Raw genomic sequence first — 13,447 nt, 5'->3', positions numbered from 1 at the left:
GGCCCAGATGTTCCGCCGAAAAGCCGGATCTTCACCTCGCCCCGCGTGCGGGGAGAGGTCGGATTCGCGCGGTTGCGCGAAGCCGGGTGAGGGGGAGTCTCCGCGCACTCTTTAATCTTCCGAATTTGCGGATGCAGCCCCTCACAATAGCCGATGCTTCGCATCGGCGTTCTTCTATCAATCACGGCGGCCGTAGGCCGCCTACGCCCTCTCCCCGCAAGGGCGGGGCGAGGGAGACGGCGAGCGGTTCCGCGGAACTCTTACGATTTGCGATAGCGGATCAGCGAAAAATGCCCCATCGGCGGCATCGGGCGGCGCTCGGCGAGGCTGACGCCGCCGTGTTTGGCGGCCCACTTCTCCAGGCGCAGCCAGGGGAATTCCGGCCGCCAGCCGAGCCGGCGCGCGAGCGGCGCGAATGCCAGTTCGAAGACGCGGCGCGGGCCGCTTTCAGCGCCGATGTGATTGACCAGGATGAGCTCGCCGCCGGGTTTTAGCACGCGGATGAAATCATCGAGCGTCGCTTCGGGATCGGGCACCGCGGTGATGACATATTGCGCCACCACCGCGTCGAAGGAGGAATCCGCAAAAGCCAGATTCTTGGCGTCCATCACCGCGAGCGTCTCGACATTGGAAAGCCCGAGCGCACGCACCCGGCTCTGCGCCTTGCGCAGCATCGGCTCGGAAATATCGACACCGCACAATTTCGTGGTGCGCGAATAGTCCGACAGCGACAATCCGGTGCCGACGCCGACGTCGAGAATGCGGCCGCCGATCCGGTCGGCTTCGGCAATCGTCGATTGGCGGCCGTGGTCGAATACCCTGCCGAACACGAGATCGTAGACCGGCGCCCAGCGCCCATAAGCCTTCGCGACCCCCGCGCGGTCGATATCTGCCGCCATGCCCCCGCCCTGAAATTTCTTAGCCGCGCATCGCCTCGACCAGCGGCGGTCGCATGGTGTCGCTCGCCGCCGCGCGCTTCGCGGTCGCGCTCTGAATAAAACCGCCGCCGAGCACGCGGGCCTGGCCTGACGGCGCATCGTAGAACACGCAGGCCTGGCCCGGGGAGACGCCCTCCTCGCCCGCGACGAGTTCGATTTCGTAGCCGCCATTGGCCGCGCGCAGCCATGCCGGCTGCGGCGCGCGGGTCGATCGCACCCGCACGAAAATCTCGAGCCCCTCGCCGACCGTGTGCTCGAGCGCGCCGTCGCCGATCCAGTTGACGTCGCGCAGCACGATGCGATCCATCCGTAACGCCTCGCGCGGGCCGACCACGACGCGGCGGCTTTTAGCCTCCAGCCGCACCACATAGAGCGGCGCGCTCGACGCAATGCCCAATCCGCGGCGCTGGCCGACGGTGAAATGAACGATACCCTGATGGCTGCCGATGACGCGGCCCTCGAGGTCGACGATATCGCCGGGCAGAACCGCATTCGGCCGCAAGCGCCCGATGATGTCGGTATAGCGTCCGGTCGGCACGAAGCAGATGTCCTGGCTGTCGTGCTTGTCGGCAACCTCGAGACCGAAGCGCCGCGCCAATTCGCGCGTCTCGTGCTTGGTCATGTCGCCGAGCGGAAAGCGCAAATAATCGAGCTGCTCGCGCGTGGTCGCGAACAGGAAATAGCTCTGGTCGCGATCGGCGTCAGCCGCGCACAGCAGCGCGCGCGAGCCGTCGGCGAGGCGGCGCGAGGCGACATAATGGCCGGTGGCGAGCACGTCGGCGCCGAGCTCGCGCGCGGTCTTGAGCAGGTCGCGGAATTTGATGGAGCGGTTGCACTCGATGCAGGGCACCGGCGTTTCGCCCGAGGCATAGCTGTCGGCGAAATTGTCGATCACCGACTCGCGAAAGCGGTTTTCGTAATCCAGCACATAATGCGGAACGCCGATCCGCTCGGCGACATTGCGCGCGTCGTGGATGTCCTGCCCGGCGCAGCAGGCGCCCTTGCGATGGGTGGCGGCGCCATGATCGTAGAGCTGCAGCGTGATGCCGACGACGTCATAGCCCTCCGACTTCAACAGCGCGGCCGTGACCGAGGAATCGACGCCGCCCGACATGGCGACGACGACCCTTGTGTCCTGTGGACGGCCCTTGAGATCGAGACTGTTGAGCATGGTTCCGGTCATTGCTGCGATCGCCGCGGCATCGAATACAGCGGGTTTCCGGCCAAAGCGGTCTGGCCCTGCCGGATGCGGCGTGAAAGCCGCTCTTTAATATAGGCCGCATTCCCGTGAAGCAATCACGCTTCCCGCTTCGCCCGCAACAATCGGCAAATCTTGCCGCCGGGCAGAAAAGGGGGGCCGCGGCGGCCCCGCCGCGGTCCATCGCCCGCTTTATAACGCATTGAAATACATAGCGATTTTTTTAGGGCGCCGGATGGCCCGGTCCTTGCTGATCTCAGGTCCAGTTTCATCGCGAGAGGCCGCCCGTGTTCAGTGTGACGTCAGACCTAGCAGCAAGCGTGTCCGTTCCGACCACGCCGCCGAAATCCGTGCGCTCCGACCAATCGCGGGCGACCGACAGTTTCGGGGCCCTGGTCGATAGCAACGCGGCCGCCGACGTCAGCAACAGTTCCACCGCCCCAGCCGCGCAGCAGCCACATGCCGCTCCGCAGCAGTCCCCCTCGCCGCGTCCTTCGAACGATAATTCGGCGCCTGCGGATAACAGCGGGTCGCGCGATAAAGCGGCTTCCGACCAGAGCGCCGGCAACAATTCAGGCAACAGCGGCGGCGCCACGACCGGACCGGGCTCCGATGCCGGTGCCAATGCCAATGCCAGTCAACCCGCCGCGACGAAATCCGGCACGACAAAATCCGACACTACGAAATCGACGGACAAGCCGGCTTCCGGTGCCAATTCCACGGCCGATTCCTCGACGGCTCCCGCCGTCGTAGCCCAGCCGCTGTCCATCACGACGCCGAACCCGGTCGCCGTCACCATTGCCGTCGCCATCCCAACGTCCGGCACCCCCGGCGCGACGCCGGCGTCCGGATCCGGCAGCGCTACGGCACCGCTCGCGATTGCGGCGGCGGCGATCGCCGCCAGTTCGCAAGCCGCACCGGCATCGACGTCATCCGCGCAGACCAAGATCGATGCGAACGCTGCCGCTGCCGCCTCGACAACCGCCGCCACAGCAACCAACCCGGATGCCGCGGCAGCGGCGAAGATCGCCGTTCAAGCGGCGGCGGGCGAGGCGATCGCCAAGCCCGTCAAGCCGCAGCTCACGCCAACCGGCGCAACCGATGTGGCAACGACCATTGCCGCAACAGCGCCCGTCGCGCCCAAAACCACCTCGACCAAGGCCGCAGTGGCTACGCCGGCAAAGGGCGCGACATCGGGCACCTCGGATGCGACGTCAGGAACATCCGATTCCTCCGCAACCGCCGCACCGGCCGATCGCGGCAATGTCGCGTCACAACAAGCCGCCGCCGCCAAGCCGGAAGCCGGCAACGGTCTTGCGGCAAAACCGGATGCCTCCGCCGGCGCCGCATTGACAACGCCTGCGCCCGTGACGGCCCGGGATCACTCGACGGTCGCGGCGACGGCCAACGCACCGACCGGTTCGTCGGATGCCGGCGGCCAAGTGACGGGCGCGTTCCAGCCGCAGCCAGGCACTGCTGCAACCCCGCTCGCTCCCACCGGACCGTTGAGCGTCACGGCAGCGACCAATGCGCCGGTGCCGCTGAGCGGGCTTGCGGTTCAGATCGCAGCCTCCGTCAAGAGCGGCAAGAGCAGTTTTGAGATCCGGCTCGATCCGGCCGATCTCGGCCGCATCGACGTTCGCATCAACGTCGATACCAACGGCAACGTGACGTCGCATTTGACGGTCGAAAAGCCGGAAACGCTGTCGATGCTGCGTCAGGACGCACCGCAGTTGCAGCAGGCGCTCGACGACGCCGGCTTCAAGACCGGCGACGGCGGCCTGCAATTCAGCCTGCGCGACCAGTCCTTTTCCGGCCAGAACGGCGGCAACGACACGCCCCGCAACGCGCAGCGGCTGGTGATCACCGACGACGTCACGATCCCCGCAACGGTTGCGGGACAAAGCTATGGCCGCATGCTCGGATCGAGCAGCGGCGTCGATATCAGGGTCTGAGGAGACGGACATGACAACAACAACAGGCGCAGCAACCACAGCGAGCCCGATCGTTTCGGGGACGACGAAGCAACCGGCCTCGTCTTCGTCGAGCTCCTCCCTGAGTTCGACCTCCGGCGCCACGCTCGCCGGCAACTTTCAGTCTTTTCTGACGCTGCTCACGACGCAATTGAAGAACCAGAATCCGCTCGATCCGCTGGACACCAACCAGTTCACCCAGCAACTCGTGCAATTCGCCGGCGTCGAGCAGCAGCTCAAGACCAACGATCAGCTGACTAACCTGGTTTCGCTGCAACAGACCGCGCAATCGACGCAGGCGCTCGGATTCGTCGGCAAGACCGCGGTGGTCGACGGCTCGACCGCGGCCTTGACCAAGAGTTCGGCCACCTGGGAATTGAGCGTTCCGAGCAATTCCAACGTCAAAATCTCGATCACCAACTCAACCGGGCAAACCGTCTTTTCCGGCAGCTACTCAGTCAGCGCCGGCCAGAATCAGCCCTTCACCTGGGACGGCAAGGGCAACGACGGCACGCAATTGCCGGACGGCCAATACAAGCTGACCGCAACGGCTGCCGACAGCGCGGGCAATTCGGTGGCCGTCACCACCGAGATCCAGGGCGTGGTCAGTTCGGTGGACCTCACCCAGTCACCCCCCTTGCTGTCGATCAACGGCAAGACCTATACGGTCAGCCAGATCAAGGGCATCGCCAGCTAGGGCTTTCGTCATTCCGGGATGGTCCGAAGGACCAGACCTCAGATGTGCAATTGCACATCGGGGAATCTCGAGATTCCGGGTTCGCCGCTTCGCGGCGCCCCGGAATGACGTCTACGCTGTTGGTCAACCCCCCGGCCTGGCGTCTCGGACGCCGGGCCGATGGCCTTTTACAGGCATTTTCAAGGAGATTCGTATTGAAGCCTTGGGCTTAGGCAAATTTTAAGCCGCGGGGCGTAGGTTGTTGCTCGTGAGTTCAGTGGTTGAGAGTTTGTGAGTACGCCATGACAGAACCCCATCGCCCGAGGGTAAAATACGTCATCGGGCCTGACGGTAGTCCGTTAACGATTGCGGATCTGCCCGCGCCCGGAACCAAACGGTGGGTAATTCGCCGTAAGGCCGAAGTCGTTGCCGCTGTGCGCGGCGGTCTGCTCTCCCTCGAGGAGGCCTGCAGCCGCTACACGCTGACGGTCGACGAGTTCCTCTCTTGGCAGTTTTCCATCGACCAACATGGCCTTGCCGGACTGCGCACGACCCGCATCCAGCAATATCGCCAATAACCCTCTTCGAAACCGACTGCATTTGATGAAAATCGGCTTCGTTCTGCGAAGCCGATTTTTTTGATGTTTGCGTTTCGCAGGCCCCCCTTAACCTTCGTTAACCATATCGAAACCATCCCATAGGCAATAATTGCCCAGTCGGCTCTTGGCGCCGAATCTCGGGGGCAGTCGGTGCAGGGTCTGGTAGCTTTCCTAAGGGGCCTCGGTGCTTCGCGCTTGATGGCGATGGTCGCGGTGACAACCGCGCTGATCGCCTTCTTCGGCTTTGTCATCATGCGCGTCACCACCCCGCAGCTGACGACGCTGTTCACCGACTTAAGCGTCGAGGATTCCTCGGCCATCATCAAGGACCTAGAACGCCAGGCGATCCCCTTCGAGCTGCGCAACGACGGCGCCGTGATCATGGTGCCGAAGGACAAGGTGACGCGGCTGCGCATGAAGCTCGCCGAGGGCGGCCTGCCCAAGGGCGGCGGCGTCGGCTACGAGATCTTCGACAAATCCGACGCGCTCGGCACCACGAGTTTCGTCCAGAACATCAATCATTTGCGCGCGCTCGAGGGCGAACTCGCCCGCACCATCCACGCCATCGACCGGGTCCAGGCGGCCCGGGTCCATCTGGTGCTGCCGGAGCGGCCGCTGTTCTCGCGCGAAACCCCCGAGCCATCGGCCTCGATCGTGCTGCGCGTCCGCGGCGCGCTGGAACCGCAGCAGATCCGGGCGATCCGCCATCTGGTCGCCTCCGCCGTCAACGGCTTGAAGCCGCAGCGGGTGTCGATCGTCGACGAGGCCGGCCAATTGCTTGCCGACGGCGCCGGGACCGGCACCGATGGCGACAACGCGGTGGCCGACGAGCGAAGGGCGGGCTTCGAGAAGCGGATGCGCAACCAGGTCGAGGCGATCGTGTCCTCGGTGGTCGGCGCGGGGCGCGCCCGCGTCCAGATCTCGGCCGACTTCGACTACAACAAGATCACCCAGACCTCGGACAAGTTCGATCCCGAAGGCCGCGTGCTGCGCTCGACCCAGACCAAGGAAGAATCCGCGGCGACCACCGACAGCAACGGCCAGGTCACCGTCAACAACGAATTGCCGGGCAATCAAAACGGCAACAATGCGATACCGGCGCGCGACCAGAGCAAGAAGACCGAAGAGACCAACAATTACGAGATCTCCCGCACCACCAAGACCGAAGTGACCGAGGCCGGACGGGTCAACCGTCTCTCGGTCGCGGTGCTGGTCGACGGCAGCTACACCAAGAACGACAAGGGCGAGATGGTCTACCAGGAGCGCAGCAAGGAACAGCTCGACCGCATCGCGGCGCTGGTGCGCTCGGCCATCGGCTTCGATCAGAAGCGCGGCGACCAGGTCGAGGTCGTCAACCTCAAATTCGCCGAGGCGCCGATGGTTCCCCCGGTCGCCGAAGCGACCGGCCTGCTCGGCATGCTGCAGTTCACCAAGGACGACGTGATGTACGTCATCGAGCTCGGCGTCATGATGATGCTCAGCCTGGTGGTGATGTTCATGGTGATCCGGCCGCTGGTCAAGCGCATCCTCGCCTCCGAGGAGGTCGCCGCCCTGACCGGCGACGGCGCGATGGCGGCGCTGACCGATGGCAGCGCGCAAGGGGGCGGCCAGAATCTCGTTCCCTCCACCAACGCCACCGCGCAAATGATCGACGTCGCCCAGATCCAGGGCCAGGTCCATGCCCAGTCGGTGCATCGGGTCGGTGAACTGGCCGAACGAAACCCCAATGAAACCGCCAATATTGTTCGTCAATGGCTCACCGAAACGGCCACGTGATCTGACATGAACGTACCGCAAACCACCAACGTCAACGATATCACCAGCGTCATCTCCTCGCTGGCGGCCCGTCAGAGCGGTCGCCCGAAAGCCCAGCCGCTGAGCGGCCCGAAACGCGCCGCGGTGCTGATGCTCGCACTCGGCGAGCAATATGGCGGCAAGGTCTGGTCGCTGCTCGACGATGATGAAGTGCGCGAGCTATCGCTCGTGATGTCGACGCTCGGCACCGTCGAGGCCGACGTGGTGGAAGACCTTTTGCTCGAATTCGTCTCGCGGATGTCGGCTTCCGGCGCGCTGATGGGAACCTTCGACGGCACCGAGCGGCTGTTGCAGCTCTATTTGCCGCCCGAGCGCGTCAACGGCATCATGGACGAAATTCGCGGCCCCGCCGGGCGCAACATGTGGGAGAAACTCTCCAACGTCCAGGAAGAGGTGCTCGCCAACTATCTCAAGAATGAATATCCGCAGACCATCGCGGTAGTGCTGTCGAAGCTGAAGCCGGAGCACGCCGCCCGCGTGCTCGCGATCCTGCCCGAGGACATGGCGCTCGACGTGGTCGGCCGCATGCTGAAGATGGAAGCGGTGCAGAAGGAAGTGATCGAGCGCGTCGAACAGACGCTGCGCACCGAATTCATGTCGAACCTGTCGCAGACCCGCCGCCGCGACGCCCACGAGGTGATGGCGGAAATCTTCAACAACTTCGACCGCCAGACCGAAACCCGCTTCATCACCTCGCTGGAAGAGGAAAACCGCGAGTCCGCCGAACGCATCAAGGCGCTGATGTTCACCTTCGACGACCTTGTCAAGCTCGACTCTGGTTCCGCCCAGACCCTGATGCGCCACGTCGACAAGGACAAGCTCGGCGTCGCGCTCAAGAGCGCCAACGAGGAAGTCCGCGGCTTCTTCCTCGGCAACATGTCGTCCCGCGCCGGCAAGATGCTGCTCGACGACATGGCGGCGCTTGGACCGGTGCGATTGCGCGACGTCGACGAGGCGCAGGCGCTGTTGGTCAACCTCGCCAAGGATCTGGCGGCCAAGGGCGAGATCATGCTGACCAAGAACCGCGCCGACGACGAATTGGTGTATTGATGGGCGCACCGGCAAAATTTTTGTTCGACACCGACTTCTCCGCGCCGGACAAGACGCGCGAGCGGCCGGCTACTCCTGCCGAGATCGCCCAGAAGCTCGCCGCCGCCGAGGCCCGCGCCTATCGCGAAGGCTTCGATGCCGGCCAACGCGAGGCACGGGCGGAAAGCGACCGCCGCGCGGCGCTGGCGCTCGAGGAGATCGGCATCGCCATCAAGGGCATCGCGACGCGCTTTTCCGGCATCGAAATCAGGATGGAGACCGAGGCGGTCGACGTCGCGGTCGCAGTGGCGCGCAAGCTATGCAGCGCACTGATTGCCGGCGAGCCGCTCGGCGAGATCACAGCGCTAGTGAGCGATTGCTTCTCGCATTTGGTCTCGACGCCGCATCTGGTGGTCCGGATCAACGACTCTCTCTACGAGGCGGCGCGCGAGCGGATCGAAAAACTGGCGAAACAAAGCGGCTTCGAGGGCCGTCTCGTGATCCTGGCCGAGCCGCAGATCGACACCGGCGATTGCAGGATCGAATGGGCCGATGGCGGCGTCGTGCTGGAGCGCACCGCGATCGAGACCAAGATCGACGAACTTGTCGGACGCTACATCGCGTCCCGCAACCAGGCCACGACTTGAGGCCGGGAGGACTGAAATGCGGACTGAAATGAGGGCTGAACCATGAGTGACACCGACGCACAGGTCCCGCTTCCGGATCTCAACTCCACCGAGGTGCCGCCGATCGATGACGTGGCCTATCACGACAACGAACAGGCCTCGCGGGTTGCCGCCGACCTCGAGGCCGTGTTCGACGTGCCGGTGCAGGTCTCCGCCGTGCTCGGCCGCTCGAAGATGGACGTCGGCGAATTGCTTAAGCTCGGTCCCGGCACCGTGCTCGAACTCGACCGCCGCGTCGGCGAAGCCATCGACATCTACGTCAACAACCGTCTGGTCGCGCGCGGCGAAGTGGTTCTGGTCGAAGACAAGCTTGGCGTGACCATGACGGAAATCATCAAGGCGGAACGCAGCTAAACCTTTTAGGCGATACCGCGCATGACGGCGCGAACAGACGAACAGGAGATTATGATGCGGCTTCTCATCGTTGGCACACTAAAGGGCCAGCTTACGACAGCCACCAAGATCGCGATGGACAACGGCGCTTCCGTGACACATGCGGAGGACCATGAACAGGCGATGCGGGTGTTGCGCGGCGGCAAGGGCGCCGACCTCTTGCTGGTCGATGTCTTCCTCGACATCCGCGACCTGGTGATGCGGCTGGAGGCCGAACACATCCACGTGCCGATCGTCGCCTGCGGCATTTCCAACGACGCCCGCGCCGCGGTTGCCGCGATCCACGCCGGCGCCAAGGAATACATCCCGCTGCCGCCCGATCCGGAATTGATCGCCGCCGTGCTCGCCGCCGTCGCCAACGATTCCCGCGACCTCGTCTATCGCGACGACGCGATGGCGAAAGTGATAAAACTGGCGCAGCAGATCGCGGGCTCCGACGCCTCCGTCATGATCACCGGCGAGTCCGGCACCGGCAAGGAAGTGCTGGCGCGCTATGTCCACACCCGCTCCAACCGCGCCAAAAAGCCCTTTATCAGCATCAATTGCGCGGCGATCCCCGAGCACCTCCTGGAATCCGAACTGTTCGGCCACGAGAAGGGCGCGTTCACCGGCGCGGTCGCGCGCCGCATCGGGAAATTCGAGGAAGCCACCGGCGGCACGCTCTTGCTCGACGAAATCTCCGAGATGGACGTGCGGCTGCAATCCAAATTGCTGCGCGCGATCCAGGAGCGCGTGATCGACCGGGTCGGCGGCACCAGGCCAGTTCCGGTCGATATTCGTATCATCGCCACCTCGAACCGCAACCTCGCGGATGCCGTGCGCGAAGGCACGTTCCGCGAGGATCTGCTGTTCCGGCTCAATGTCGTGAACCTCAAGATCCCGCCCTTGCGCGATCGCCCCGCGGACATCCTCGAACTGGCGCAGCATTTTGCCAAGAAATATGCCGACGCCAATGGCGTACCGTTGCGGCCGATCTCGGCCGATGCGCGGCGGGTGCTGACGTCGAACCGTTGGCCCGGCAACGTCCGCGAACTGGAAAACACCATCCATCGTTCGGTGTTGATGGCGCAGGGCGACGAGATCGGCGTCGACGCCATCCTGACCCCGGACGGCGACCGCCTCGACGCGCCAAAAACCGTGCCGGCGGTGGCGCATGCGACGTTTGCCGCCGAGCAGGTGACGCGCGCTTTGGTCGGCCGCACGGTTGCGGATGTCGAGCGCGACCTGATCCTGGAGACCCTAAAACATTGCCTCGGCAATCGCACCCATGCCGCCAACATCCTCGGCATCTCGATCCGCACCTTGCGCAACAAGCTGAACGAATATGCCGACGGCGGATTGCCGATCACCCCCGCCGGCGCCGGCGATTATAACCGCGTCGCGGCGCAGGCCTGATGCTTTCGCTCTCCCGTCGCGGGAGTCTGAGCGTGCCGCCTGGAATTGCCACTTACGCTGGCGCACGCAGCCGCGAGGTTATTTTTCCTGCCCGTCCTGCGTGGCCGGTTGCTTGGGCGGAGCCGCAGGGCTGATCTGCTTCGGAAGCGGTGCGGCCACATTGGGTTGCCTGGCAGCAGGCGTGGGGGTTTGCTTCGCAGCAGGCGCTTGCTTCGAGGCAGGAGGTGGCGGCGGCTCCGGCGCGACCGGCCCGCTTTGCCCGAGGGCGACGGAAATGCCGAACAGGCGCCATTGGCCGTTCACCGGCGCGAAGGTGAGCTCGAAATTGACCTGCGACGGCACCGAGGGGAAAAAGCCCACCATCCGCATCAGCCCGTTGGGTTCGATCTGCGGCAGCAGACTGAGCTGCGGATCGATCACGGCAACCCCTGAGAGATCAAGATTATCGTTGCGCTGCTTTGCAAATATTTCGGCAAGACGCGCTGATGTGTTGACCTGAAAGCCGGGCGCGCCGAGATCGCGCAGCACGGTATAATTTCCGGTCTTGTTGGCCTGATCGAGCGCCAGCAATGCGGAGCGGATGAGGATCAAGACGCCATTGCGATCGATCTGGGCTGGCTTGGGCGCCGGCGTTTCGACCGGCGCAGTTTTCGGCTTCGGCGTTTGCGCTTGTCCCGCGCCGAAGCTCGTGCAAATGAACGCGATCAACAAGATTGCCTGAAGGGACGGGCGAGTTCCGATCATTACCAGGCGAACGTCACGCCTGCGCGGCTGCCGATGCCGCCCTGCGCAAAGCCGCCGCCGACACCGATATTCGCAACGGCGTAGTCGGTGAGCCGGAATTGGGCAGCAACGCCAACGGCATTTTGTCCGCGGAAATTACCCCAGTTCGTGGAGATCGCGAACCTCTTGTCGGATGGCAGTGCCGCGCCACCCAATGCGATTGCGATTGCGGTGCCTTCGAACCCCTGCTTCATCTGCTGCTGAAGGACGCTCACGTTGGATTGCAAAGCTGAAATGTCCTGCGGAGCGAAGCTCGCCGCCGCGAGATTCCCGAAGGCATCGGTGGTCAACACCTTGGTCGGCCCCGTTTGTGCCGCGAGGCTTGCCGCTGACGTGACGCCCGCCATGGTATAAGTGTTAGCCGCGGTTCCGACCACGATTTGATTGGCTCGTGTGGTCGCTGCACCGGTGCCGATGGCTGTGGAATTAGCGAACGTCGCCGATGTATTAGGCCCGAGCGCGGACGCAAGCGAGCCGGTCGCCACCGTGCCATCGCCGATGGCGGCACCACCGTTCGCTGCGGACGCCGCGGCTCCCAACGCGACAGACCCGGTTGCGGTTGCGCCGACTCCGATTGCGATCGCATTGGTGCCAGTGGACGCGGAATTAAGGCCGAGCGCAATTGCGCCCGCCGCTGTGACGCTAGCGTTGCTGCCGATTGCTATGCCATTAGCCCCGCCGGCAAAAGCAGGAGCGTTAGAACCGACGCGGCCGCCGCCTATTGCGATCGAGTTCACGGCGTTTGCGGTGCTACCGGCGCCAAGGGCCGTGGAAAACGCTCCCGTCGCATTTGAAATGGTGCCGACTGCGACCGAACCGCTGTTAGTCGCATTCGATTGTCCTCCGACCGCTACCGAAGCGTCATTGGCGATTCCTCCAGCGCCTCCGGTCGCTCTGGCGTTGTTACCCACAGCCGTTGCACCCGTAACAGCATTTGAATTGATACCAAACGCCGATGCGAAGTCGCCGCTAGCTTGGCTGCCGCTGCCGACGGCTGCGGCAAAATTCCCGTTGGCTCGAGCGCCGTTGATCGTAGTACCATCACCGCCCCCGACGGCGACGCTAAAATTCCCTGTGGCTGACGGGGCAGAACCCACACCTTGTCCAGCGCCTATAGCGGTTGAGTATGTTCCACTGCTAAGACTTCCAGCGAAGGCGCCAACCGCAGTAGACCCGTTTACAGCGCCAGTGGGTCCGGAGTTAACACCGATCGCGGTCGAACTGACCCCTTGCCCGAATGCCCCGTTCCCAAAGGCTGCGGAATTTGTCCCGGTTGCAGTCGCCCCGAGCCCTACGGCAGTAGCGCTGCCGGACGCATTGGCCTGGCAATTCGCGCTAGAAAGCAAATCGGTGTTGGCAACGTTGCCTGAATTGCACCCAGCCCTTGCCGCGGGCGGCTCCGCCAGCAGCCCCGCCGTGAGTCCGCAAAACACAACAAACGAAACGCGCGAAATCCGCAAATTCATGGTCATTGCCCGCCCGGGGGTCGTTTGAAATAAGCTCGTGTGAATTAGCCTGCGCCCAAACCTGATCTTTGCTCCGTGCACCTAAGCCTCACCGAATCTTAACCGAATCGAGGATCCGAACAACTGACGGCCTGGTCCAGGACCGCTTCTGAACGACATATGGAGCGGATCGGAGGCTGCCCCATAGCCCATATTTACGCCGGCATAAAACCCGGTCCAGTCGTAGGCCGGACTTGGCGCCGGGGGCGCCTTGACGTAGGTCTTCGGCGTAAGGTCTGCGGCCGGCACAGCCGCCACGCCAACGAGAGCCGCAAGCGGGGCGCCGAGCAGCAGGCTCCGTAGATACGATCGGATTGGATGGAAGTCACGCATTGGCAATTGCTCTCTCGTGGCATCAGGCGGGTACAGTCATCCTGCCGCAGAGATAGCCGGCGCCCGGCAAATGCGTTTGTTCCGAAGCGAACGCGGCTTGGAGGGAAACGAATTTTCGGTCGTT

At 63.9% G+C, this 13,447-nt stretch carries 12 protein-coding genes; 8 read left to right on the top strand and 4 right to left on the bottom strand.

All coding sequences use genetic code 11. The features are described from left to right. Positions 1 to 260: 260 nt before the first annotated feature. Positions 261 to 899, bottom strand: coding sequence for a class I SAM-dependent methyltransferase (locus tag B5526_RS26740; RefSeq protein ID WP_079542808.1), 639 nt, complete (start codon positions 897 to 899; stop codon positions 261 to 263). A gap of 19 nt (positions 900 to 918) precedes the next feature. Next, positions 919 to 2,109 (bottom strand): tRNA 2-thiouridine(34) synthase MnmA, encoded by a 1,191-nt coding sequence (gene mnmA, locus B5526_RS26735; RefSeq protein ID WP_079545423.1) that lies wholly within the window; start codon positions 2,107 to 2,109, stop codon positions 919 to 921. Between the two features lie 347 nt (positions 2,110 to 2,456). Between mnmA and B5526_RS26730 the strand changes: the two genes are divergently transcribed. The 8 genes from B5526_RS26730 to flbD all read left to right on the top strand — a co-directional run bounded on the left by B5526_RS26730 (position 2,457) and on the right by flbD (position 10,702). Next, positions 2,457 to 4,091, top strand: coding sequence for a flagellar hook-length control protein FliK (locus B5526_RS26730; RefSeq protein ID WP_172842115.1), 1,635 nt, complete (start codon positions 2,457 to 2,459; stop codon positions 4,089 to 4,091). Between the two features lie 10 nt (positions 4,092 to 4,101). Next, complete coding sequence (locus B5526_RS26725) at positions 4,102 to 4,806, top strand: flagellar hook assembly protein FlgD (RefSeq protein WP_079542806.1); 705 nt, start codon at positions 4,102 to 4,104, stop codon at positions 4,804 to 4,806. A 281-nt stretch (positions 4,807 to 5,087) separates the two neighbouring features. Further along, positions 5,088 to 5,363, top strand: a complete 276-nt coding sequence (locus B5526_RS26720) for a DUF1153 domain-containing protein (protein WP_002714638.1) — start codon at positions 5,088 to 5,090, stop codon at positions 5,361 to 5,363. Positions 5,364 to 5,534: 171 nt separating this feature from the next. Then, positions 5,535 to 7,160, top strand: coding sequence for a flagellar basal-body MS-ring/collar protein FliF (gene fliF, locus B5526_RS26715; RefSeq protein ID WP_079542805.1), 1,626 nt, complete (start codon positions 5,535 to 5,537; stop codon positions 7,158 to 7,160). Positions 7,161 to 7,166: 6 nt separating this feature from the next. Next, a complete protein-coding gene (gene fliG, locus B5526_RS26710; protein WP_079542804.1) occupies positions 7,167 to 8,249 on the top strand; it encodes a flagellar motor switch protein FliG in 1,083 nt (360 codons plus the stop codon). Then, positions 8,249 to 8,875 (top strand): FliH/SctL family protein, encoded by a 627-nt coding sequence (locus B5526_RS26705; protein WP_079542803.1) that lies wholly within the window; start codon positions 8,249 to 8,251, stop codon positions 8,873 to 8,875. Before fliG ends, B5526_RS26705 begins: the two co-directional genes overlap by 1 nt. 42 nt (positions 8,876 to 8,917) lie before the next feature. Then, positions 8,918 to 9,268 (top strand): flagellar motor switch protein FliN, encoded by a 351-nt coding sequence (gene fliN / locus B5526_RS26700; protein WP_079542802.1) that lies wholly within the window; start codon positions 8,918 to 8,920, stop codon positions 9,266 to 9,268. Between the two features lie 54 nt (positions 9,269 to 9,322). Next, a complete protein-coding gene (gene flbD, locus B5526_RS26695; protein WP_079545421.1) occupies positions 9,323 to 10,702 on the top strand; it encodes a sigma-54-dependent transcriptional regulator FlbD in 1,380 nt (459 codons plus the stop codon). Positions 10,703 to 10,780: 78 nt separating this feature from the next. On the opposite strand, the gene B5526_RS26690 is transcribed toward flbD, so the two are convergent. Next, on the bottom strand, positions 10,781 to 11,410 hold the full coding sequence (locus tag B5526_RS26690; RefSeq protein WP_244562066.1) for a hypothetical protein: 630 nt from the start codon (positions 11,408 to 11,410) through the stop codon (positions 10,781 to 10,783). 35 nt (positions 11,411 to 11,445) lie between these two features. After that, entirely contained in the window at positions 11,446 to 12,951 is a 1,506-nt protein-coding gene (locus B5526_RS26685) for a YadA family autotransporter adhesin (protein ID WP_172842114.1), read from the bottom strand. Positions 12,952 to 13,447 lie beyond the last annotated feature (496 nt).

Source organism: Bradyrhizobium lablabi (assembly GCF_900141755.1).
GTDB lineage: Bacteria > Pseudomonadota > Alphaproteobacteria > Rhizobiales > Xanthobacteraceae > Bradyrhizobium > Bradyrhizobium lablabi_A.
Note: the sequence above shows the minus strand (reverse complement) of the source record. Positions and strands in the feature narration are given on the sequence as shown.